Origin of the sequence: Pseudomonas sp. DY-1 (assembly GCF_003626975.1) — a bacterium.
Taxonomy (GTDB): domain Bacteria; phylum Pseudomonadota; class Gammaproteobacteria; order Pseudomonadales; family Pseudomonadaceae; genus Metapseudomonas.
In genome coordinates, this window is record NZ_CP032616.1 from 2,574,023 (window position 1) to 2,597,262 (window position 23,240).

18 protein-coding genes and 3 tRNA genes are annotated in these 23,240 nt (G+C 62.2%); 3 read left to right on the forward strand and 18 right to left on the reverse strand.

The features are described from left to right. Positions 1-67 precede the first annotated feature (67 nt). Together D6Z43_RS12205 and D6Z43_RS12210 are read right to left on the reverse strand one after the other, a co-directional pair. Entirely contained in the window at positions 68-1,120 is a 1,053-nt protein-coding gene (locus tag D6Z43_RS12205; RefSeq protein WP_120652439.1) for a Glu/Leu/Phe/Val dehydrogenase dimerization domain-containing protein, read from the reverse strand. 154 nt (positions 1,121-1,274) lie between these two features. Then, positions 1,275-4,742: an indolepyruvate ferredoxin oxidoreductase family protein gene (locus tag D6Z43_RS12210; protein WP_120652441.1), complete on the reverse strand. Its 3,468-nt coding sequence runs from the start codon at positions 4,740-4,742 to the stop codon at positions 1,275-1,277. A 200-nt stretch (positions 4,743-4,942) separates the two neighbouring features. Between D6Z43_RS12210 and D6Z43_RS12215 the strand changes: the two genes are divergently transcribed. After that, complete coding sequence (locus D6Z43_RS12215; RefSeq protein ID WP_120652443.1) at positions 4,943-5,410, forward strand: Lrp/AsnC family transcriptional regulator; 468 nt, start codon at positions 4,943-4,945, stop codon at positions 5,408-5,410. A gap of 3 nt (positions 5,411-5,413) precedes the next feature. On the opposite strand, the gene phnN is transcribed toward D6Z43_RS12215, so the two are convergent. Beyond that, complete coding sequence (gene phnN / locus D6Z43_RS12220; RefSeq protein WP_120652445.1) at positions 5,414-5,998, reverse strand: phosphonate metabolism protein/1,5-bisphosphokinase (PRPP-forming) PhnN; 585 nt, start codon at positions 5,996-5,998, stop codon at positions 5,414-5,416. A 499-nt stretch (positions 5,999-6,497) separates the two neighbouring features. On the opposite strand from phnN, the gene D6Z43_RS12225 reads away from it, so the two are divergent. Beyond that, complete coding sequence (locus D6Z43_RS12225; RefSeq protein WP_041770386.1) at positions 6,498-6,824, forward strand: Arc family DNA-binding protein; 327 nt, start codon at positions 6,498-6,500, stop codon at positions 6,822-6,824. Between the two features lie 133 nt (positions 6,825-6,957). Here D6Z43_RS12225 and mgtE read toward each other — a convergent pair whose 3' ends face one another. Next, positions 6,958-8,400, reverse strand: a complete 1,443-nt coding sequence (gene mgtE / locus D6Z43_RS12230; protein ID WP_120652447.1) for a magnesium transporter — start codon at positions 8,398-8,400, stop codon at positions 6,958-6,960. 316 nt (positions 8,401-8,716) lie between these two features. Between mgtE and D6Z43_RS12235 the strand changes: the two genes are divergently transcribed. Next, the gene (locus tag D6Z43_RS12235) at positions 8,717-9,220 is read left to right on the forward strand and encodes a DUF4124 domain-containing protein (protein ID WP_120652449.1); all 504 of its coding nucleotides are present in this window, start codon (positions 8,717-8,719) and stop codon (positions 9,218-9,220) included. A gap of 45 nt (positions 9,221-9,265) precedes the next feature. On the opposite strand, the gene D6Z43_RS12240 is transcribed toward D6Z43_RS12235, so the two are convergent. The 14 genes from D6Z43_RS12240 to D6Z43_RS12305 form a co-directional block, all read right to left on the reverse strand. Next, positions 9,266-9,342, reverse strand: a tRNA-Arg gene (locus D6Z43_RS12240). Positions 9,343-9,413: 71 nt separating this feature from the next. Further along, positions 9,414-9,490, reverse strand: a tRNA-Arg gene (locus tag D6Z43_RS12245). A 106-nt stretch (positions 9,491-9,596) separates the two neighbouring features. Further along, positions 9,597-9,687, reverse strand: a tRNA-Ser gene (locus D6Z43_RS12250). Between the two features lie 62 nt (positions 9,688-9,749). Then, the gene (csrA, locus tag D6Z43_RS12255) at positions 9,750-9,935 is read right to left on the reverse strand and encodes a carbon storage regulator CsrA (protein WP_003283978.1); all 186 of its coding nucleotides are present in this window, start codon (positions 9,933-9,935) and stop codon (positions 9,750-9,752) included. A gap of 185 nt (positions 9,936-10,120) precedes the next feature. Next, positions 10,121-11,356, reverse strand: a complete 1,236-nt coding sequence (locus tag D6Z43_RS12260) for an aspartate kinase (RefSeq protein WP_120652451.1) — start codon at positions 11,354-11,356, stop codon at positions 10,121-10,123. A 100-nt stretch (positions 11,357-11,456) separates the two neighbouring features. Then, complete coding sequence (gene alaS, locus D6Z43_RS12265; protein ID WP_120652454.1) at positions 11,457-14,081, reverse strand: alanine--tRNA ligase; 2,625 nt, start codon at positions 14,079-14,081, stop codon at positions 11,457-11,459. Positions 14,082-14,345: 264 nt separating this feature from the next. Continuing rightward, a complete protein-coding gene (gene ltaE / locus D6Z43_RS12270; RefSeq protein WP_120652455.1) occupies positions 14,346-15,350 on the reverse strand; it encodes a low-specificity L-threonine aldolase in 1,005 nt (334 codons plus the stop codon). A 135-nt stretch (positions 15,351-15,485) separates the two neighbouring features. Then, positions 15,486-16,484, reverse strand: coding sequence for a succinylglutamate desuccinylase (gene astE, locus D6Z43_RS12275; RefSeq protein WP_120652457.1), 999 nt, complete (start codon positions 16,482-16,484; stop codon positions 15,486-15,488). 9 nt (positions 16,485-16,493) lie between these two features. Next, a complete protein-coding gene (locus D6Z43_RS12280) occupies positions 16,494-16,778 on the reverse strand; it encodes a topoisomerase II (RefSeq protein ID WP_120652459.1) in 285 nt (94 codons plus the stop codon). A gap of 10 nt (positions 16,779-16,788) precedes the next feature. Further along, a complete protein-coding gene (gene astB / locus D6Z43_RS12285; protein WP_120652460.1) occupies positions 16,789-18,135 on the reverse strand; it encodes an N-succinylarginine dihydrolase in 1,347 nt (448 codons plus the stop codon). After that, positions 18,132-19,595, reverse strand: a complete 1,464-nt coding sequence (gene astD, locus D6Z43_RS12290) for a succinylglutamate-semialdehyde dehydrogenase (protein ID WP_120652462.1) — start codon at positions 19,593-19,595, stop codon at positions 18,132-18,134. The genes astB and astD overlap by 4 nt, the downstream gene beginning before the upstream one ends. Then, positions 19,596-20,618, reverse strand: coding sequence for an arginine N-succinyltransferase (gene astA / locus D6Z43_RS12295; protein WP_120652464.1), 1,023 nt, complete (start codon positions 20,616-20,618; stop codon positions 19,596-19,598). 114 nt (positions 20,619-20,732) lie between these two features. Beyond that, positions 20,733-21,749 (reverse strand): arginine/ornithine succinyltransferase subunit alpha, encoded by a 1,017-nt coding sequence (aruF, locus tag D6Z43_RS12300; RefSeq protein ID WP_120652466.1) that lies wholly within the window; start codon positions 21,747-21,749, stop codon positions 20,733-20,735. Positions 21,750-21,902: 153 nt separating this feature from the next. Then, the gene (locus D6Z43_RS12305) at positions 21,903-23,123 is read right to left on the reverse strand and encodes an aspartate aminotransferase family protein (RefSeq protein ID WP_120652468.1); all 1,221 of its coding nucleotides are present in this window, start codon (positions 23,121-23,123) and stop codon (positions 21,903-21,905) included. Positions 23,124-23,240: the final 117 nt, after the last annotated feature.

The following is a 23,240-nucleotide window of genomic DNA, read 5'->3' on the forward strand; positions in this document are numbered from 1 at the left end:
GGCATGTTAGCGACGTCCGCGCCATTTGTCATGCCTCGCGGGACCAGTATCCCGCGAGGCATTCAGCTCAGCGACCGAAGCGCTCTTCGGCCAGGCGGTCGGCCACGGCGGTGGTAGTGCGGCCTTCGCTGTCGGCACGCACGAAGATTTCCCGCAGGGTCTCGCCAATGCCTTCGACATGCTGGCGCAGCGCCGCTTCGCTGCCGTTGCTGCGCTCGTACCAGACGTCGATGATGCCGCCGGCGTTGATGGCGTAGTCCGGTGCGTAGAGGGTACCGCGACGACGCAGCTCCTCGGCGAGGCCCGCGTCGGCCAACTGGTTATTGGCGGCACCGGCGATGATCGGCGCGCGCAGGGCTTCGAGGGTTTGCAGGTTGATGATGCCGCCCATGGCACAAGGGGCGAAGACATCCACATCGAGGCCGTAGATTTCATTCTGTCCTACCACCTGAGCACCCAGTTGCTCGGCGGCGCGACGGGCGTTGGCTTCGTGGATATCGCAGACCCAGAGCTGGGCACCGGCCTCCTTGAGGTACTGCGCCAAGCTGAAGCCCACCTGGCCGACGCCCTGGATGGCTACGCGCAGGCCGGTCAGGTCGTCGCGACCGAGGCGGTGCTTCGCCGCTACGCGGATACCGACGAAGGTGCCGTAAGCGGTGGACGGAGACGGGTTGCCGTCACGCACGCCGCCTCCCAGCGCTTCGCGGGTGCCGGAACCCGCCACGTGGCGGCTGCGCTCGGCCATGATGCGCATCTCGGTGACACCGGTGCCGGAGTCTGCGGCGGTGATATAGCGGCCGCCCAGACTGTCGACGAAATCGCCCATGGCCTGGAACAGCGCTTCGCTCTTGTCGCGGTGCGGGTCGCCAATGATCACGGCTTTACCACCGCCCAGCGGCAGGTTGGCCAGGGCGGACTTGTAGGTCATGCCGCGGGACAGCCGCAGTACGTCGCGCAGCGCCTGCTCGTCGTTCAGGTAGGGCCACATGCGGCAGCCGCCCAGGGCCGGGCCGAGGTTGCTGTTGTGGATGGCGATGATCGCCTTGAGACCGGTGGCCTTGTCGTGGCCATAGACCACCTGCTCGTGATCATCGAACTCGACATGGGTGAAGACGGACATGGGGGTTCCTCTGAATTCTTGTTGGCAACGTAGGGGGATTGATCAATCCCTTCTCCCTCTGGAAGAAGGTGGCCCGAAGTGACGGATGAGGGGAACGCGAGACAACTCGAGCTTCCCTCACCCCAACCCCTCTCCCGGAAGGAGAGGGGCTTTTTCAGGCAGCCGGGTCGAACAGGTGCAGCACCTGGATCTCGCTGGCGGTGAGGCGGGCGCGGAGCTGCTTCTCCTGCTCGCGGACCTTGGCCAGGGCGCGCTCCTTGACCGGGCCGTAGCCACGGATCTGCTCCGGCAGTTCGGCGAGGGCGACAGCGGCGGCGTAGTTGCTCGGTTTCAGCTCCTTGATGAGCAGGTCGACCGTGGCTTCGTACTCCGCGATCAGGTCGCGCTCGAGCTTGCGCTCCTCGCTGTAGCCGAAGGGGTCGAACGCGCTGCCTCGAAGGAACTTGAAGCCGGCGAGCACGCCGAAGGCCTTGAGCATCCAGGGCCCGAAACGACGCTTGCGCGGTTCGCCAGTCACCGGGTCAGCCTTGGCCAGCCAGGAAGGCGCCAGGTGGAACTCCAGGTGGTAGTCACCCTGGAACTGGGCGTCCAGTTGCTTGCGGAAGGTGGCATCGCTGTAGAGACGCGCCACTTCGTACTCGTCCTTGTAGGCCAGCAGCTTGGCGTAGTAGCGCGCAACGCTGAGGGTCAGGGCCTTGTCTTCGCCGATGTCGGCCTTACGCACGCGTTCCACCAGGGCACGGTAGCGCTCGGCGTAGGCGGCATTCTGGTAGGCACGAAGGTGGTCGGCGCGGTACTGGACGATCTCTTCAAGCGTCTCGCAGCGCGGGGCTTCTACTTCGGCTGGCTTGGCCAGCTTCTCCACTGCCGCCAAGTCATGGGCGGCACGGCGTCCCCATAGGAAGGCCTGTTGGTTGAGGTTGACCGATACGCCGTTGAGTTCGATGGCCTTGTCGATGGCTTCGGCGGAAATCGGGACCAGGCCGCGCTGGTAGGCGTAGCCGAGCATGAACAGGTTGGTGGCGATGCTGTCGCCCAGCAGGCGGGTAGCCAGGCGTGTGGCGTCGACAAAGTGGGTCTTGGCCACACCTACCGCTTCCACCAGGGCCTCGCGCATGGCAGCGCCCGGCACCTGGGCATCCGGGTTGCGGGTGAACTCGGCGGTCGCGGCTTCATGGCTGTTGACCACCGCGTGGGCGATGCGGTCGTTGAGCTTGGCCAGGGCTTCCTCGCTGGCGGCCACCACCAGGTCGCAACCAAGAAGCAGGTCGGTCTCGCCGGCGGCGATGCGCACGGCATAGATGTCGTCTTGCTTGGCGGCGATCCGGATATGGGTAACCACCGGACCGAACTTCTGAGCAAGGCCGGCCTGGTCGAGGACGGTGCAACCCTTGCCTTCGATGTGCGCAGCCATGCCCAGCAGCGCGCCGACAGTGGTCACGCCGCTGCCGCCGACGCCCGGCAGGAGGATGTTCCAGGGACGGTCCAGGCTCGGCTGACGCGGTTCCGGGAGGGCCACGAAGAGCGCCTTGGCACCCGCGGCTTCCGGCTTGCGCAGGCTACCGCCATGCACGGTGACGAAGCTCGGGCAGAAGCCTTCGACGCAGGAGAAGTCTTTGTTGCAGGCGTTCTGGTCGATCTGGCGCTTGCGCCCCAGTTCGGTTTCCAGGGGCAGCACGGACAAGCAATTGGATTTGACGCTGCAGTCGCCGCAGCCTTCGCATACGGCCGGGTTGATGAAGGCGCGCTTGGCCGGGTCGACCAGTTTGCCGCGCTTGCGGCGGCGGCGCTTCTCGGTGGCGCAGGTCTGGTCGTAGATCAGCACCGAAACGCCCTTGAACTCACGCAGCTCGCGCTGCACGGCATCCAGCTCGCGACGATGGTGGAAGGTGACGATGGGCGCGAAGGTGGCGCGGGTCGGATACTTCTCTGGCTCGTCGCTGACCAGGGCAATGCGCTTCACACCCTCGGCGAAGACCTGCTGGCTGAGTTGGTCGACGCGCAGTTCGCCGTCGATGGGCTGGCCACCAGTCATGGCCACGGCGTCGTTGTAGAGGATCTTGTAGGTGATGTTGACCCCGGCGGCGACGGCCGCGCGCAGGGCCAGTTGACCGGAGTGGAAGTAGGTGCCGTCACCCAGGTTCTGGAAGATGTGCGGGGTGTCGGTGAAGGGGGCCTGGCCGATCCAGGTGGCGCCCTCCCCGCCCATCTGGGTGAAGGTATCGGTGTTGCGGTCCATCCACTGGGTCATGTAGTGGCAACCGATGCCGCCCTGGGCGCGGCTGCCTTCCGGCAACTTGGTGGAACTGTTGTGCGGGCAGCCGGAGCAGAAATGCGGGGTGCGCGTGGTCGTGTGCTTAGGCTCGGCGAGGGCCTTTTCCTTCGCGGCGAGGAAGGCCAGGCGGGACTCGATCTGCTCACTGGAGTAGATCGGCGCCAGCCGCTTGGCGATGACGCGGGCGATCATCGCCGGCGTCAGTTCACTGAGGTTGGGCAGCAGCGAAGTGCCCTCCTCGTCGAACTCGCCCACCACGCGCGGGCGCTTGTCCACTGGCCAGTTGTAGAGCTGGCCGGTGACCTGGTCTTCGATGACGCTGCGCTTCTCTTCCACCACCAGGATCTCATCCAGGCCTTGGGCGAACTCGTGGACGGAGACAGGCTCCAGCGGCCAGCTCATGCCGACCTTGAGCACCCGCAGGCCGACCTTGGCGCAGAGTTCCTCGTCCAGGCCCAGGTCATTCAGGGCCTGGCGCACGTCGAGGTAGGACTTGCCGGTGGTGATGATGCCGAGGCGCGGGGTCGGCGAGTCGAGCATCACCTGGTTGAGGTTGTTGGCGCGGGCGAAGGCGCGGGCGGCGTAGATCTTGTACATGTTCAGGCGCTTTTCCTGCGCCAGGGGCGGATCCGGCCAGCGGATATGCACGCCATCTTCCGGCAGGACGAAGTCTTGCGGAATCTTCACATCCACGCGCAACGGGTCGACTTCCACCACCGCGGAGGAATCGACGTTCTCTGCAATGGTCTTCAGCGCCACCCAGCAGCCGCTGTAGCGCGACAGCTCCCAGCCGATGATCCCGTAGTCGAGAATCTCCTGGACGTTGGCCGGATTCAGTACCGGGATGGAGGCGCCAATGAAGGCATGCTCGCTCTGGTTGGCGATACTGGAGGACTTGCAACCGTGGTCGTCACCGGCCAGGAGCAAGACGCCGCCATGGGCCGAGACGCCGGCGGAGTTACCGTGCTTGAAGACGTCGCCGCAGCGATCCACGCCCGGCCCCTTGCCGTACCACATGGAAAACACGCCATCGTACTTGGCACCGGGGAACAGGCTGGTCTGCTGACTGCCCCAACAGGCGGTAGCCGCCAGTTCTTCGTTGACGCCGGGCTGGAAGTGAACGTGGTTTTCCTTGAGGAAGGACTTGGCTTCCCAGAGGCTCTTGTCGAGGTTGCCGAGCGGCGAACCGCGGTAGCCGGAAATGAAGCAGGCGGTGTTCAGGCCGTGAGCCTTGTCCCGCTGCTTCTGCAGCATCGGCAGGCGGGTAAGCGCCTGGGTGCCGGTGAGGTAGAGGTGACCGGTTTCGAGGCGGTATTTGTCATCCAGGCGGATCTCGGCCAGAGACATGTGGGCGCTCCTTTTATTTTTATGGCGACCTTGATGGCAACGGTGGGTGCCATCCTTTGTTCAGCCCGAAGCAGGATCGCTGCGTCGGACGCATGCCAAAACTATGACCGGACGGTGCTGATTTTTTCTTTCTATTTTCGGGTTTCAACGCCAGACTTGCGCATGATACTTCCAACAAAAACAAGTTTTCGGACTGATTCATGCAGAACCCTCTGAGTCCCATTGACCGCAAGATCTTGCGCCTACTGCAGCATGACGCCGACCTTTCCGCCGCCGAAGTGGCCGAAAGGGTGGAGCTGTCGCAGTCACCATGCTGGCGACGAATTCATCGCATGCAGGAAGACGGGTTGATCGAACGCAAGGTGGCCCTGCTCAATCCCAAATTGCTGGGTTTCTCGATCACGGTGTTCGTCAACATCAAGCTCTCCGCCCACGGCCGCAACAACCTCACGGAGTTCGAGGAGGCCATCGTCGGCTATCCGGAAGTGCTGGAGTGCTACACCATGGCCGGTGGCTCGGACTACCTGTTGAAGGTGGTGGCCAAGGACATCGCCAGCTACGAGCGCTTCCTGCGGGACCAGCTACTGCAGCGGCCCCATGTGCTGGAGGCGCACTCGAACATCGCCATGAGCGAGGTCAAGCGCACAACGGAGCTGCCGCTGGATTGAGGATCAGGCCGAATCAGGCCAGGCGACGGGGCGGTGTTCTTCGATGAGCTGCAGCAGGCGCTGGCAGGTCTCGGCGATGGAGCCGGAGTTATCCAGCAGGCAGAGGTCGGCGTTTTCGCCGGCGAGCAGGGTGTCGGCGAACCCGGTGTTGCGGGCCAGGCGAGCTTCGATCTCCTCCGCCGATTCACGACCACGGGTATGCAGGCGTCGACGCAGTACATCGTCCTCGACCGTCAACAGCACAGCCAGAAGGTGCGGGTAGCGCCGACGGGCTTCGGGAAGGTAGCCACGGGAACCGTTGACCAGCACGTCGTCGCCTGTTTCCAGCCAGTCGTCGATCAACCGGGGAATCCCGTAGGACAGGCCATTGGCGTACCAGCTCATGGCGAACTCGCCACGCTCCTCACGCTCGGCGAAGGCCTCGGGACTGACCGCCTCGGCGAGTTCCCCCTTGGCTTCTGCAGAACGGGTGATGACCCGGCGCGCTACGCGGCAGCCCTGCGCGTCCGAGCGCTCACGCACGGCATCGAGCAGGCTGTCTTTGCCGGAACCGGAAGGGCCTATCAGGTAGATGAGCCTGCCTTTCATGGGAACACCTGGAGGAATGCTAGTGGCCAAGGATCACAGCCGGGATTCGAAGAAATTCACCGCGAAAATTTTGAACCGCTTTTATGACAGCGCAAAGGATTCTTTTGCATAGGGCGTGGTCTGACAACTGCAGCTACCCTTTAGCATGATGGCCAGACAGCATCATGATGCCTTCATGGACCTTGAATGGGGCTTCGAGGGGCAATGCGGCTGTCGGACCGTGGTCAATGAAGGTTCTAGAGCGCTGGAAGAGGCATCCTGGAATTGTCTGTAAATTGTTCAGCCACTCGCAATTCGGACAATTGGTGCTGGCCAAAAGCCGCTATAATGATCACAATCCGACACCAAATTGACGTCAAGGAAACGTTTTGCTGACCTTAGGGTCATACCGATTCGAATCGCGAAACTGGTTGAACAATTGCTGCTAAGGACAGTCAAACCGGTGACAATCTTGCAGCTCATTGCCAGCATCGCTTTCCTGAACTAACCGGTTGAATGTATGCGCCCTATGAAACAGGCTATCTATTCCAGTCGCACGGCTGACAAATTCGTCGTTCGTCTCCCCGAGGGTATGCGAGAGCGCATTGCTGTCGTGGCCCGCAACCACCATCGCAGCATGAACTCCGAGATCATCGCCCGCCTCGAGCAGAGCATGCTCCAGGAAGGCGCGCTGGACGAAGGCGTTTCCATGCGCCTGGACAGCCCAGAGCTGACCCTGCATGAGCGCGAGCTGCTGCAGCGCTTCCGTCAGCTGTCGCGGCGCCAGCAGAATGCCCTGGTTGCCCTGATTGCCCACGATGCGGAACTGGCGGCTGAGGAATCCTGAAGCTCCCCGCATTGAATGAAAAAACCGGCTATTGCCGGTTTTTTCATGCCTTCGATTCGGAAGGGCCCCGTCTGGGACAGTCGCACTAACGAAAAAGCCGCCCTGCGGAGGCGGCTTCTTCGTTCATTCGATCTCAGAGCAGGAACAGGGTGGCCAGGCCAAGGAAGATGAAGAAGCCGCCGCTATCAGTCATGGCCGTGATCATCACACTGGAACCCATCGCCGGGTCGCGCCCCATGCGCGTCAGGGTCATGGGAATCAGCACCCCCATTAGCGCCGCCAGCAGCAGGTTGAGGGTCATCGCCCCCGTCATCACCACGCCCAGCGACCAGTTGCCATATAGATAGTAGGCAACCGCCCCAATTACCCCACCCCAGATCAGGCCATTGATCAGGGCTACACCCAGCTCTTTGCGCAGCAGGCGCGAAGTATTGCCGGGGCCCATCTGGTCCAGGGCCATGGCGCGGACGATCATGGTGATGGTCTGGTTGCCCGAGTTGCCGCCGATGCCAGCAACGATCGGCATCAGTGCCGCGAGTGCTACCAGCTTCTCGATGGAGCCCTCGAACAAACCGATCACACGGGACGCGATGAACGCAGTGACCAGGTTGACCGCCAACCAGGCCCAGCGGTTACCGACCGACTTCCAGACCGAGGCGAAGATGTCTTCCTCTTCGCGCAGACCGGCCATGTTGAGCACTTCGGTCTCACTTTCTTCCCGGATCAGGTCGACCATTTCGTCGATGGTCAAACGACCGATCAGCTTGCCGTTCTTGTCCACTACCGGTGCCGATACCAAGTCATAGCGCTCGAACGCCTGGGCAGCATCGTAAGCATCCTCATCCGGGTGGAAGCTCACCGGGTCGGTGGCCATGACTTCGGCCACTTCCTTGTCCGGGTCATTCACCAGCAGACGCTTGATGGGAAGAACGCCCTTGAGGACGCCATCGTAGTCCACCACGAAGAGCTTGTCGGTGTGGCCGGGCAGCTCCTTGAGACGGCGCAGGTAACGCAACACCACTTCGAGGGCCACATCATCGCGGATGGTGACCATCTCGAAATCCATCAGCGCGCCGACCTGGTCTTCCTCGTACGACAGCACGGAGCGAACACGCTCGCGCTGCTGCGCATCGAGGGACTCCATCAGCTCATGGATCACATCCCGCGGCAGCTCGGGCGCAAGGTCCGCCAGCTCGTCGGCGTCCATCTCCTTGGCAGCCGCGAGCAGCTCGTGATTGTCCATGTCCGCGATAAGCGTTTCGCGGACCGCATCGGACACTTCAAGGAGGATGTCGCCGTCGCGCTCAGCCTTGACCAGCTGCCAGACCGTCAGACGGTCCTGGAGCGGCAGGGCTTCGAGGATGTGGGCGATGTCGGCAGGGTGCAACTCGTCCAGCTTGCGCTGCAGTTCCGCGAGGTTCTGGCGGTGGACGAGATTTTCAACGAGGTCGCGATGCTGGCCTTCCTGACGATGCGTCAGGTCTTCCACCAGCTTGTGGCGATGCAGCAGTTCGATAACCTGGGCCAGACGGTCCTGCAGGCTCTCTTGCGGCTTTTTGGCTTCTACTTCAGTCATATAGCGCGCTCCACCCCCAGTGGCAGAGCACGCCAGAAGGGGTCAAACAGTCATTTCGCGATTGTGCAATCGGGATTCTGAGTAACTACTGGGTAAGTCCATGATGGTTGTCCGAATGCCCCGGCGGGGCTGACCGCGCAATGATAACACCGCCGTTAGACTCACGCGTTACAAAATCATGGAAAGAACAATCGCTTGCATCGCAAAGCTGGGATTGCCTTCACCCTCCTGCGACGTCGGCACGCATCTGTAGGACACGCGCACGCGTGGAGATTCAGCGGATACACTCGAGAGCCCATGCCAAGGAGAAGGCGCCATGAAACGACTCTCGATCCTCATCGTCACCGCCCTGCCCTGCTGGCCACAGCCCCCATTGAACGCGGCATCTGTCTTCCGCTGCAGCGATGCCGAGGGCAACGTCAGCTTCAACCAGCATGGCTGTCCAGTGGGCAGCCATGCCGAGCAACATCGCACCAGGACGCCAAACATCTTGAGTAGCGAACTGATACCGGGCGAACTGGGTGAGTCGTACTTTCCGATTCAGAAATGGGATAACCCCGAACTTCCTCAGGAAATAGTAGTGGTCGGTGAGCGGGAGGAGGTATGCGGCAACGCGATTTCGCCGCAGGATCGGCGCAGGGCGATTATCCGCAAGCAGATTCGCAGCGGCATGACCCGCTCAGATGTCGAGAGCGCCTTGGGCAAGCCGGACCGAATTAGCGGAAGCAGTGGCAAGTTGCGCTACCACTACAAGCCTAAGAAGGGCGTCAGCTACCACGTTGCGTTCAATGCCGAGGGATGCGTGATAGCGGGGAAGTAGAAGCGCAAAAGAAAAGGGCCTGCATTTCTGCAGGCCCTTTCGGTATGGCGCACTCAGGAGGATTCGAACCTCCGACCGCCCGGTTCGTAGCCGGGTACTCTATCCAGCTGAGCTATGAGTGCGCAGTTGGTGTTTTTAGACCAGATCACCGCTGGTTTTTTCACGACTCTGGCTACGCCACGAGTCTTGAAAATGGCGCACTCAGGAGGATTCGAACCTCCGACCGCCCGGTTCGTAGCCGGGTACTCTATCCAGCTGAGCTATGAGTGCGTTGTGGGCGCGCATTATAGGGATTTTCTTGCTTTGGTCAACTGCTTTTTCGAGAAGTTTCAATAACTTAACGATCTAGCAACCAACCACCCTACAACACGAAATATGGCGGAGAAGGGGGGATTCGAACCCCCGACACCCTTTTGAGGTGTACTCCCTTAGCAGGGGAGCGCCTTCGGCCACTCGGCCACCTCTCCGCAACACGGGGCGCATGATAACCATGTTTTCCCCGTTTGCAAAGCCAAAAATTGCAGAAAAATTAGTGGCTTGGTTCTTGGTCTTTCTCTTTCTGTATGCGCTGGTAAATTTCCTCACGGTGCACGGCAACCTCTTTGGGAGCATTGACACCAATGCGCACCTGATTACCTTTCACCCCAAGCACGGTCACAGTGACATCGTCACCCACCATCAGGGTCTCTCCGACCCGGCGAGTCAGAATCAGCATTCCTTTCTCCTTACGGATTCGTTTCGGGACAACAGTCTGCAAAAAAGAAATGGTTGCGGCCCCGGCACGGAATACGGCTGGAGCTTACACCCAAGTATTGACCAGCCCCGGCAAAAGGAAAGTTCCACCGTAGCAGCCAAAAACGACAAAAGGCGCGGGGTGAGCCGCGCCTTTTGAAAATTGCCTTATTCGCCCTGTCGGTTCGGGGCGTCTAGCTCGAACGCAGTGTGCAGTGCACGCACCGCCAGTTCGAGGTACTTCTCTTCGATGACCACGGACACCTTGATTTCCGAGGTAGAGATCATCTGGATGTTGATGGTTTCCTTGGCCAGGGCTTCGAACATGCGGCTGGCTACGCCGGCATGGGAGCGCATGCCAACACCCACGATGGAGACCTTGGCAATCTTGGTGTCGCCGATCACTTCACGGGCGCCGAGTTCGCTGGCGGTCTGCTCCAGCACGCGCTGGGCGTTCTGATAGTCGTTGCGGTGCACAGTGAAGGTGAAGTCGGTGGTGTTATCGTGCGCCACGTTCTGCACGATCATATCCACTTCGATATTTGCGGCACTGATCGGGCCCAGGATCTTGAAGGCCACGCCGGGGATGTCCGGCACGCCACGGATGGTCAGCTTGGCTTCGTCGCGATTGAAGGCGATGCCGGAGATGATCGGCTGTTCCATGGATTCCTCTTCATCAAGGGTAATGAGGGTGCCCGGACCCTCCTGGAAGCTGTGCAGCACGCGCAGCGGGACATTGTATTTGCCGGCGAACTCCACCGAGCGGATCTGCAGCACCTTGGAGCCGAGGCTGGCCATTTCCAGCATCTCTTCAAAGGTGATCTTGTCCAGGCGCTGGGCCTGGGGCACCACGCGCGGATCAGTGGTGTAGACGCCATCCACGTCGGTGTAGATCTGGCACTCGTCGGCCTTCAGGGCCGCTGCCAGGGCTACGCCGGTAGTGTCGGAACCGCCACGGCCGAGAGTGGTGATGTTGCCGTGCTCATCCACACCCTGGAAGCCCGCAACCACGACGACGCGACCTGCTTTGAGGTCGGCACGGATCTTCTGGTCGTCGATCTGCAGGATGCGCGCCTTGTTGTGGGCGCTGTCGGTAAGGATGCGCACCTGGTTACCGGTGTAGGAAACCGCCGGCACGCCGCGCTTGATCAGCGCCATGGCCAGCAGGGCGATGGTCACCTGCTCGCCGGTGGAGACCATTACGTCCAATTCGCGCGGTACCGGCTGCTCGCTGATCTGTTTGGCCAGATCGATCAGACGGTTGGTTTCGCCGCTCATGGCGGAAACCACGACCACGATGTCATCGCCGCCTTCGCGGAACTTCTTCACCTTCTCGGCCACCTGCTCGATGCGCTCGACAGTGCCGACCGAGGTCCCCCCAAACTTCTGTACGATCAAAGCCATTTCAAAAGCCGCCTAATCCCGTGAAGGGCGCCCATTAAACAATCAACGCAGAACACTGCCAAGGCCCGCCGGGCGTGGGGCGGACCGTTGGTGGCGGGCCTTAGAGGCCCTGTTCGACGAACGGTGCAGCCAGGGCCAGTGCCTGCTCAAGGGCCGCAGCGTCGGTACCGCCGCCACGCGCCATGTCAGGGCGGCCACCACCCTTGCCACCGACCGCCGCCGCGGCCTGCTTCATCAGATCGCCGGCTTTGAGTTGGCCGGTCAGGTCCTGGGTGACACCGGCGACCAGTGTCACCTTGCCCTCCAGCGCACTGCCGAGCAGGATCACCGCGCGGCCGAGCTTGTTCTTGAGTTGGTCGACCAGCGCCAAAAGCGCGTCGCCGTCCAGTCCGTCCAGGCGCGCCGCCAGGACCTTCACACCTTTGACGTCGATGGCCGAAGAAGCCAGATCGTCGCCGGCAGCACTGGCCGCCTTGGCTTTGAGCTGCTCCAGCTCTTTTTCCAGCTGACGGTTGCGCTCCAGCAAGGCGGACAGTTTGTCCAGCAGGTTGTCGCGACTGCCTTTCACCAGGCCCGCGGCTTCCTTGAGTTGTTCTTCGGCACCGTTGAGGTAGGCCAGGGCAGCAGCGCCAGTCACGGCTTCGATACGACGCACGCCAGCAGCCACACCGCCTTCGCTGGTGATCTTGAACAGGCCGATGTCGCCGGTACGGGATACGTGAGTACCACCGCAGAGCTCGACGGAGAAATCGCCACCCATGGTCAGTACGCGCACCTGATCGCCATACTTTTCACCAAACAGGGCCATGGCGCCTTTGGCCTTGGCAGTGTCGATGTCGGTCTCTTCGGTCTCGACTTCACTGTTCTTGCGGATTTCGGAGTTGACGATGTCTTCCAGAGCCTTCAGCTGCTCGGGCTTGATAGCCTCGAAATGGCTGAAGTCGAAGCGCAGGCGCTGGCTGTCGACCAGCGAGCCCTTCTGCTGGACATGATCACCCAGCACCTGGCGCAGCGCAGCGTGCAGCAGGTGAGTAGCGGAGTGGTTGAGTGCAGTCGCCTGACGAACGGTGGCATCCACCTGAGCAGTGACGGCAGAACCGACGCGCAGGGCGCCATGGTCGACCACGCCGTGGTGCAGGAAGGCGCCACCAGCCTTGGTGGTATCGCGCACGTCGAATCGCAGGCCGGCGGCGGCAATGAAACCGCAATCGCCCACCTGACCGCCGGACTCGGCATAGAACGGAGTGCGATCCAGGACCAGCACGCCCTCTTCGCCTTCGGCGAGCAGCTCGACTGCCTGGCCCTCCTTGAACAGGGCAACCACCTTGGCGTCGCCATGAGTGCACACGTAACCGGTGAAATCGGTATCGGCGTCCACCTTGACCAGGGAGTTGTAATCCATGCCGAAGGCGCTGGAGGCGCGGGACATCTCGCGCTGTTTCTCCATCTCGCGCTCGAAGCCTTCCTCATCGAGGGTCAGGCCGCGCTCACGGGCGATGTCACCGGTCAGGTCCATGGGGAAGCCGTAGGTGTCGTACAGCTTGAACACCACATCACCCGGGATCACGGTGCCGGAAAGACCGGACAGGTCCTGTTCGAGGATGCGCAAGCCCTGCTCCAGGGTCTTGGCGAACTGCTCTTCCTCGGTCTTCAGCACGCGCTCGATATGCGCTTGCTGCTGCTTGAGCTCAGGGAAGGCTTCGCCCATCTCGCCCACCAGAGCTGCGACGATCTTGTGGAAGAAGGCTCCGGTGGCGCCCAGCTTGTTACCGTGACGGCAGGCGCGGCGAATGATGCGGCGCAGTACATAACCACGGCCTTCGTTGGAAGGCAGCACGCCGTCGGCGATGAGGAAGGAGCAGGAACGGATGTGGTCGGCCACGACTTTCAGCGAGGGCGCGTCATCGTTGGCGCAACCGATAGCTTCAGCGGAAGCCTTCAGCAGGCTCTGGAACAGGTCGATCTCGTAGTTCGAGTGCACGTGCTGCAGCACGGCGCTGATACGCTCCAGGCCCATGCCAGTATCCACGCTCGGCGCCGGCAGCGGGTGCATCACGCCGTCCGCGGTGCGGTTGAACTGCATGAACACGTTGTTCCAGATCTCGATGTAGCGGTCGCCGTCTTCTTCCGGGGAGCCGGGCGGGCCGCCCCAGATTTCCGGGCCGTGGTCGAAGAAGATCTCGGTGCACGGACCGCAAGGACCGGTGTCGCCCATGGCCCAGAAGTTATCGGAGGCGTAAGGGGCACCCTTGTTGTCGCCAATGCGCACCATGCGCTCTTCCGGCACACCGACTTCCTTGGTCCAGATTTCGTAGGCCTCGTCGTCACTGGCGTAGACGGTGACCCAGAGCTTGTCCTTCGGCAGCTTCAGCCAATTGTCGCCGGTGAGGAATTCCCACGCGTAGTGAATGGCGTCGCGCTTGAAATAGTCACCGAAGCTGAAGTTACCCAGCATTTCGAAGAAAGTATGGTGACGCGCGGTGTAGCCGACGTTTTCCAGGTCGTTGTGCTTGCCGCCGGCACGTACGCATTTCTGGCTGGTGGTGGCACGGGTGTAGGCGCGCTTCTCCAGGCCAAGGAAGCAGTCCTTGAACTGGTTCATCCCCGCGTTAGTGAACAGCAGGGTCGGGTCGTTGCCCGGAATCAGGGAGCTGGAAGCGACACGGGTATGCCCCTTCTCTTCGAAGAAGCTCAGGAAGGCTTCACGGATTTCTGCGCTTTTCATAGGTTCTTCCACGGAAACTGCGGCCACGACGGCGGGTGCTAATCGTTATCGGCGAAGGGCGGCAAGCGGAAATCGGCGAAAAAGCAGCAGGTTCTCAAGAATATCCCGGCATTTAACGCCTGTTTCCCACATTGCGCGCGAAACTCGAAGCCGTCTGGCGACGGGCATACGAATCACCGGCAAAGGGCCGCATTATATCGGCCCTGCGCCAGCGGGATAGTCTCTTTGTGCGATAGATGGCGGCTATTTATGCGCGCCATCCGATCAGCCTTGCCGGAAAGTGGCAAAAGCCTCGATCACACGGGGAACATCGGCGGCTTGCACGTCCAGATGAGTCACCAGACGCAAGCGCGCGGCAGGGCTGACGCGAATGCCGCGAGCAGCGAGGAAGTCGCCCAGGGCGCGTGCCTGATCACCGATCTGCACGTAGACCATGTTGGTTTGCACCGGCTCGATGCTGTAACCCAGATCACGCAGGCCCGCCCCCAAGCGCTCAGCATTGGCGTGATCTTCCGCCAGACGTTCCACCTGCTGATCCAGTGCATAAATACCGGCCGCTGCCAGCAGACCGGCCTGGCGCATGCCACCACCAACCATCTTGCGCAGGCGTCGAGCCTTGGCGATCAGCGCCGCGCCACCACAGAGCACCGAACCCACCGGTGCCCCGAGGCCCTTGGACAGGCAAACGGATACCGAGTCGAAGTGCTGGGTAATCTCGCGGGCGTCCACTCCCAGCTTCACCGCAGCGTTGTACAACCGGGCGCCGTCCAGATGCAGGCCCAGACCACGACGACGAGTCAACTCGCGGGCAGCGGCCAGGTAATCAAGTGGCAGCACCTTGCCTTGCATGGTGTTTTCCAGCGCCAGCAGGCGGGTGCGTGCGAAGTGGAAATCGTCCTGCTTGATGGCAGCTTCGACCCTGGAGAGGTCCAGGCTGCCGTCAGCCTCGCCGTCGATGGGCTGGGGCTGGATAGAACCCAATACGGCGGCGCCACCGCCTTCGTACTTATAGGTATGCGCCTGCTGGCCGACGATGTACTCGTCGCCGCGCTCGCAATGGGCCATCAGGCCCAGCAAGTTGCTCATGGTTCCCGTCGGCACGAAGAGCGCTGCTTCGAAGCCCAGGCGTTCGGCCAGCGTAGCTTCCAGGCGGTTGACAGTCGGGTCTTCGCCATAGACGTCGTCGCCCAGTTCGGCACGCTGCATGGCCTCGCGCATCCCGGGCGTGGGTTGGGTGACGGTGTCGCTACGCAGATCGATCAGGCTCATGCCGGGCTCCTTGGATGGGCGAAGGACCCGATCCTAAATGCCGGCACCAGGCGGGTACAGGTACAGAAAGAAAGAAAGAAAGAAAGGCGCAGCACCTGTTCACGAACCGACGCGCAGCAGATCGTGGACAGGTTCTCAGACGTCGGCCGGAACTATCAGGATGCCGGCACGCAGGCCGTTCTTCACCTTGGGATTGGGGAAGATGATTCGCGCCCCCTGCTCTTCCACCACCCAGCGGGTACCGGCGATGTCTTCAGCCAGCAGGTAACCGACGGGTAGCTCGCTGAAGTTCTCGATATCCGGCGCAAGGTGCAGGCGGAAGGACTCGCTGTGCTTGATGATCTCGCGCGATACCGAGAACAGTTGCAGGCCGTCCAGGCTTTCACCATCAGCCTCTGGCTCGCACCCTTCGATCAGCCCATGCAGACGCGCCTCGAGCCGGTCGAGGTTGACCTCCTCGTTGCTGCCGAACGGACGTGCCTTGCCCAGTTCCAGGGTAAAGGCCTCGGCATCCAGTCGCGCGTACGTGTAGGAGCTGAAGGTGATGCCAGTCTTGTTCTGCAGCAGCACGGCGTCGATGCCGGCAGCGCGCAGGCGCGCCAGTTCCCTGCGCGAATGCTCGCGACCTTCGACATAGGGGTAGAGGGCGAACTGTTCAATCTTCGACCCACGAATGGCGGTATGCAGGTCGTAATGCAGGCGCAAGCGGTCGGGCTTGCTGAAGAAGGCAGCCGCGTAGCGCTCCAGCTCCCCGGCGCGCATGGCTTCGAAACCACTGGATTCGGCGTGCCGACCGTTGAACAGACGGTTGATGTCCTGCTCGACGAAGCGTTCGCCACGACGAATGGCTTCAGGGTTGCCCAGCAGGAAGAGAATGCGTGTACGCGGCTTCAACTGGCCGCGTGCGATGGCCTGGACCAGGCGGTCCAGCAATTCGATCGGAGCGGTCTCATTACCATGCACCCCGGCCGAAAGCAGCAGGTCGAGCCCACTGTCTTCGGCGGCCGGCGGGGTGACGTCCAGCGCCCCCTCCCCAAGCCAGTGCAGACGCACGCCCCCGGATGTCAGCTGGATCTTCTCGGTCGGCTCTCGGCCGGCGAGGGTCAGTTCGAGCAGTTTTCCGAGGGCTAGCATCCTGTTACCTCAATCGTGATCGCAGTCGGGACCATGTACATGGTCATCATCGTCGGCGTCGGCCGGTTCCATTTCCAGTTGCAGGCTGACCAGATTGGTGGCCAGCGGGCGCAGCAGCAGGTTGGCGTACTCGGTGTCGCCCTCCTCCACGTCCACGCCAATCAGCAGCTGGCCATTGCCGGCCTGCTGGATCCAGACTTCCTTGCCCTGCCAGACGACGGCGAAGCGGGTGCAAGAAGTTTCGAGCTGGGTGCCGTCGGTATCTTCGAGGATGAGTTGCAGGGCGTCGGACATTTCAGGTTTCTCAGTTGAGCTGGAAGGGATAAACAGCGCCCAGTTTAAGGATCTGCGTCAGTTCATCCAATGCCGTCCGGCACTCCACCAGCAATTGCGGATCAGCCAGGTCGGACTCGCTGAGTCGGTCGCGATAGTGTTTTTCGACCCAGGTGGTCAGGCTGGCGTGAAGTTGCGGGGTCATGATCACCCCTTGGTTCACCGCGGCCAGTTCGTCTTCCTTCAGTGCCACGCGCAGGCGCAGACAAGCCGGGCCACCTCCGTTCTGCATGCTCTGTTTGAGGTCGAAGACCTTCACTTCGCGGATCGGACCTTGCCCCGAGGTCAGCTCGTTCAGGTAGTTCCAGACATTGGCATTGCCACGGCATTCCTCCGGCACGATCAGCAGCATGCTGCCATCGGCGCGAGTGAGCAGCTGGCTGTTGAACAGGTAGGAACGCACTGCGTCTTCCACTCCCACCGCACTGCGCGGCACGCGCAACGCCTGGAAGCGACCACCACGCTTGCCAAGCTTGCTATCCAGCTCGGCCAGCACCTTGTCGGTCTCGAGGAAGGCATCCTCGTGATAGAACAGCACTTCGCCGTTACCCACAGAAATCACGTCGTTATGGAACACGCCCTGGTCGATAACCGCCGGGTTCTGTTGAGCGTAGACCACACCTTCCGCCCCTAGCCCGTGCAGCCGGGCGACCGCATGGCAGGCTTCCAGGGTCTGCCGCGCGGGATAACGCTGCGGCGACGGGAAACGGGTGTCGAAGGCGCTGCGGCCGAAGACGAAGAATTCAACGCCTGCCTCACCGTAGCCCTTGCAGAACCGCGTGTGGTTGGCCGCGCCTTCGTCGCCGAACTGGCCTACCGCTGGCAGCGCGGCATGGTGGGCGAAGTATTTGTCGTTGGCGAACATCGCGCCCAACACGCGACTGGTGGTCGGATGCTCGATGGAACGGTGGAACTTGCAGTTCAGGTTGGCAGCAGTGAAGTGCACACGGCCATCCGCGGTATCGGCACTGGGGCTGACGGTGCAGGAGTTGGCGGTCCACATGCTGGACGCGGAGCTGCAAGCGGCCAGCAATGGCATGGCCTCCTTCGCAGCCTGGGCGATGACCTGAGCATCGGTACCGGTGAAACCGAGGCTGCGCAAGGCGGCGACGTCCTGGCGCTCCTGCGGAGCGAACACGCCCTGCTTGAAGCCCATTTCCATCAGCGCCTTCATCTTGCCGAGGCCCTGCAGCGCCGCTTCCTTCGGGTTGGAAACCGCCTGGCTGTTGCTCTGCGAGGCGACGTTACCGTAGGACAGGCCACCGTAGTTATGGGTCGGGCCGACCAGTCCGTCGAAGTTCACTTCATAGGCGTTCACAGGCTGACTCCTGGGGTAAGGGTTGCAGGCAGGGCAAGGGTTTCGCTTTCCAGCGAGGCTACCGGGTAGGCGCAGTAGTCAGCGGCGTAATAAGCGCTGGCGCGGTGGTTGCCGGAGGCGCCGACGCCACCGAAGGGCGCGCTGCTGGCGGCACCGGTCAGCTGCTTGTTCCAGTTGACGATGCCGGCACGGCTCTCGATCAGGAATTGCTGGTAACGCTCGGCTGAATCCGACAGGAGGCCGGCGGCCAGGCCGTACTGGGTGGCATTGGCCTCGGTAATCGCCGCATCGAAGTCGCTGTAGCGAATCACCTGCAGCAGCGGTCCGAAGAACTCTTCATCCGGACGCTCAGCCACGGCGGTCACATCGAGGATGCCCGGAGTCAGCAGCGCCGCGTTCTCCAGCGGCTGGGACATGGCCAGCAGCACCGAGGCACCGCCCGCGATCAGGTGGTCCTGGGCCTTGAGCAGGTGGCGCGCCGCATCCAGGGAAATCACCGAGCCCATGAAAGGTGCGGGCTGGGCATCGAATGCGCCGACCTTGATGGTACTGGCGACGCTCACCAGGCGCGCCAGCAGGGCATCGCCCCAGGCACCCTCGGGCACCAGCAGGCGACGGGCGCAGGTGCAGCGCTGGCCGGCAGAAATGAAGGCCGACTGAATGATGGTGTAGACGGCGGCATCCACATCCTGAACCTGATCCACCACCAGCGGGTTGTTACCGCCCATTTCCAGGGCGAGGATCTTGTCCGGGCGGCCGGCGAACTGCTGGTGGAGCAGATTGCCGGTGCGGCTGGAGCCGGTAAAGAACAGGCCGTCGATCCCCGCATTGCCGGCCAGGGCAACACCGGTTTCACGGGCGCCCTGCACCAGATTGAGCACGCCGGCCGGCAGGCCAGCCTCGATCCAGCATTTCACCGTCAGCTCGGCGACCTTCGGGGTCAGCTCGCTGGGCTTGAAGATCACCGCGTTGCCGGCCAGCAGCGCAGGCACGATGTGGCCATTGGGCAGGTGGCCGGGGAAGTTGTAGGGACCGAACACCGCGACCACGCCGTGGGGCTTGTGGCGCAGCACCGCCGTAGCGTCAGCCAGAGGGCCACTTTTCTCGCCGGTGCGTTCACGGTAGCTCTGGATGGAAATGGCGACCTTGTTGACCATGCTGGTCACTTCGGTGGCCGACTCCCACAGCGGCTTGCCCGTTTCTTCGCCGATGCAACGGGCGAGTTCGTCGGCATGGCTGCGCAACGCCACGGCGAACTGTTCGAGAATGGCAATTCGTTCTTCCAGCGGGCGCCGTGCCCAGGCTGGGAACGCTGCACGGGCAGCCTTGACCGCTTCGTCCACCTGGACGGCGTTGGCGCCCTGGCCGGACCACACGACCGACTGCGTCACCGGATTCAGCGAATCAAAAGCCTCGCCCTGCCCTGCCTGCCAGTTACCAGCAATGAAATGGGTGCTCATTTAAACGGACTCCTTGGCCGACAGCGGAACAGCGCGAACCGAGGCACCGGCCGAGAGCTTCAGGCGCTTGGCCGTCAGTGCGTCGACCACTAGCGTTCCCGAGGCCAGGCGGGCCGGTGCAGCGGTGATGCGGCAGTCTTCGCGCTTGCGGTTATGGATCAGGAAAGGCGTAGCGTCATCACCTGGCGTACCGACGGCCAGCACCAGGCTCTGGCTGTCGCGCACAGCGCGAATCTTCGACGTTTGGCACTCGATGGCGGGACCGGCATCGAAGATGTCGACGTAGCCCTGGTAGCTGAAGCCCTCGCCCTTGAGCATGGCCAGCGCCGGCTCGGTGTCGGTGTGCACACGACCGATGATGTTGCGCGCTGCCTCGGAGAGGAAGCAGGTATACAGCGGGAAGCGGGGCATCAGTTCGGCGATGAAGGCCTTGTTGCCGACGCCGGTGAGGTAGTCGGCGCGGGAGAATTCCATCTTGAAGAAGTGCCGTCCGAGGCTTTCCCAGAACGGGGAAACGCCGTGTTCGTCGGACATACCGCGCATCTCGGCGATCACCTTGTCACCGAACAGCTCCGGGAATTCGGCGATGAACAGGAAGCGCGCCTTGGACAGCAACCGACCGTTCAGGCCGCTGCGGTGACCGGCATGGAGGAACAGCGAGCACAGCTCGGAGTTGCCGGTCAGGTCGTTGGCCAGGAACAGGGTGGGAATCTGCCGGTGGATGTGCAGTTCCTGCGAGGCGCTGACGGTCAGGCCGACCCGGTAGTTGTACCAGGGCTCGCGCAGACCCACGGCGCCTGCCACGGCGGAAATGCCAATGACGGTGCCATCGTCGTCCTCGAGAACGAACAGGTAGTCCGCGTCGGCACGCTCGGCCTCTCCACGGAAAGCCTTCTCCGCCCAGCCGACGCGATGCGCCAGGCGCTCCTCATTGGCCGGCAGCGTGGTCAGGCCTGCGCCGGTGCTGCGCGCCAGGTCGATCAGGGCCGGTAAGTCGGCGCTGCGTACGGGACGAACGATCATAGTGCCTCCAGAAATTGCGCCCCCTTCCGTCCGGGAAGGGAGCCAGGGAGAGAGCAGTGCCCTCATCCGGCCCAACCAGGGCCACCTCCTCCCGGCGGAAGGAGGGTCAAAGACTCAAACCGCAATCAGGCGGACGCTGGCGCCTTCGCCAACACCCAGCGCTTCGGCCGCTTCCTCGCCCAACACCACCGGCTTGCCGGGAACCCAGTCGAGCTCGGCGACGATCGCGCGAAAATCCTGCAGCTGGCCATTGCAAACCAGGTACTGGCGACCGCCCTTGCCCTGGTCGCCAAGCTTCACCGGAACCATGCGGCTCTGGGCGATCGAACGGATACTCGAGGTTCGGGCATGGAGGGTCGGACCGCCGTCGAAAATGTCGATGTAGTTGTCGGTCTCGAAGCCTTCGCGCATCAGGATGTCGAATGTAATCTGCGCACGTGGGTGCACCTGGCCCATGGATTCCTGGGCTTCATCCGGCAACAGCGGCACATAGATCGGGTAGTGCGGCATCAGCTCGGCAAGGAAAGTGCGGCTCTTCAGGCCCGACAGGCGTTCGGCCTCGGTGTAATTGAGGTCGAAGAAGTTGCGCCCCACAGCGTCCCAGAACGGCGACTCGCCGTGCTCATCGCTGTAACCCACGATTTCCACCACCACGGCATCGGCGAAGCGCTCCGGGTTGCTCGCCATGAACAGCAAGCGGCCACGCGAATTGAGTTCAGCAACGGAGGTGTTCACCAGGTCGCGTTCGACGTAGAAGCTGGTCAACAGGCTGTTGCCGGTGAGGTCGTGGCAGAGCGACAGGACGTGGATCTTGTTGTGGATCGAAAGCGAGCGAGAAGCGTGGACGAAGGTCTCGTTACGGAAGCTGTAGAAGGGCTCGGAGAAACCGGCCGAGGCAACGATCGCCGAGCAACCGGCGAGACGGCCGGTCTTGCTGTCTTCCAGGACGAAGAAATAGCTCTCCTCGCCATTGAAGCTCACTTCGGCGGCGAAAGACGCCTCGGACGCGGCAATCTTCTCGCCCAGCACTTCGGCGTCATCCGGCAACGAAGTGACACCCACGGGGCTATCCGCGGCCAGGCGCTGAACTTCAGCGAGATCGGCCATTTGCGCGGGGCGCATCACCAACATGGGGGTCACTCCTTTTCTTGTTGAAGACTCCGAACGAACCAGTGGTTCCATCCAGAGAAAAGACGGGCCCCTATGGCCCGCACTCACACATGAATCTGTTCCATCCCTGGGATCGCAGCGCAGCGCTTTCCCTGCACTGCGTCCAGCAGAGACTTAAGCCTGGGTCAGCTTGGCGACGGCGCGTTCGAAGCGGTCCAGACCTTCATCGATGTCCGCATCCGGGATTACCAGGCTGGGTGCGAAGCGCACCACATCCGGGCTGGCCTGGAGGACCATCACGGCTTCCTTCTCGGCTGCGTTAAGCACGTCTTTCGCCTTGCCCTGCCAGGCTTCGGAGAGAACGGCGCCAATCAGCAGGCCCAGGCCACGAACCTCGGTAAAGATGCCGTACTTGGTGCCGATGGCCTCGAGGCGAGCCTTGAAACGGTCATGCTTGGCATTGATGCCGCTGAGCACTTCCGGGGTGTTGATCACGTCCAGCACCGCTTCAGCAACAGCGCTGGCCAGCGGGTTGCCGCCATAGGTGGTGCCATGGGTGCCCACGGACAGGTGCTTGGCGATTTCGCTGGTGGTCAGCATGGCGCCGATAGGGAAACCACCGCCCAGGCTCTTGGCGCTGGAGAGGATGTCCGGGATCACGCCATAGTGCTCATAGGCGAACAGATGGCCGGTACGACCCATGCCACTCTGCACTTCGTCGAAGATCAGCAGCGCGTTGTGCTCGTCGCACAGCTTGCGGGCGCCTTCCAGGTAGGCCTTGTCGGCCGGCAGTACACCACCTTCGCCTTGCACGGGCTCCAGGACCACGGCACAGGTCTTGTCGGAGATGGCGGCCTTCAGGGCTTCCAGGTCGTTGTAGGGCACATGGCTGATGCCTTCCATCTTCGGACCGAAGCCGTCGGAATACTTCGGCTGGCCACCCACGGTCACGGTGAACAGGGTACGACCGTGGAAGCTGTTGGTGGCGGAGATAATCTCGTGTTTCTGCGGGCCATAGACGTCATGGGCATAACGACGGGCCAGTTTAAAAGCCGCTTCGTTGGCTTCAGCGCCGGAGTTGGCCAGGAACACGCGCTCGGCGAACGTGGCATCCACCAGCTTCTTGGCCAGGCGCAGGGCCGGCTCGTTGGTGAAGACGTTGGAGACGTGCCAGATCTTGTTGGCCTGCTCGGTCAGCGCCTTGACCAGCGCCGGGTGCGCGTGCCCCAGGGAGTTCACTGCGATACCGCCGGCAAAATCGATCAGCTCGCGACCGGATTGGTCCCAGACTCGGGAACCCTGACCACGCACCGGGATGAAAGCGGCGGGGGCGTAGTTGGGAACCATCACCTTGTCGAAATCGGCGCGCTCGACCTGCGCATGCTCAACGGACATCAGTTTCTCCTGCCATGAACGGCTAGTGATGAAAGGATTGTAGGGACTGATTCTGGGTTGGCATTGCCGCCATGCGACAACTTCTTACAGCGCCAACCCCGCTAAAACCGGCGCTTA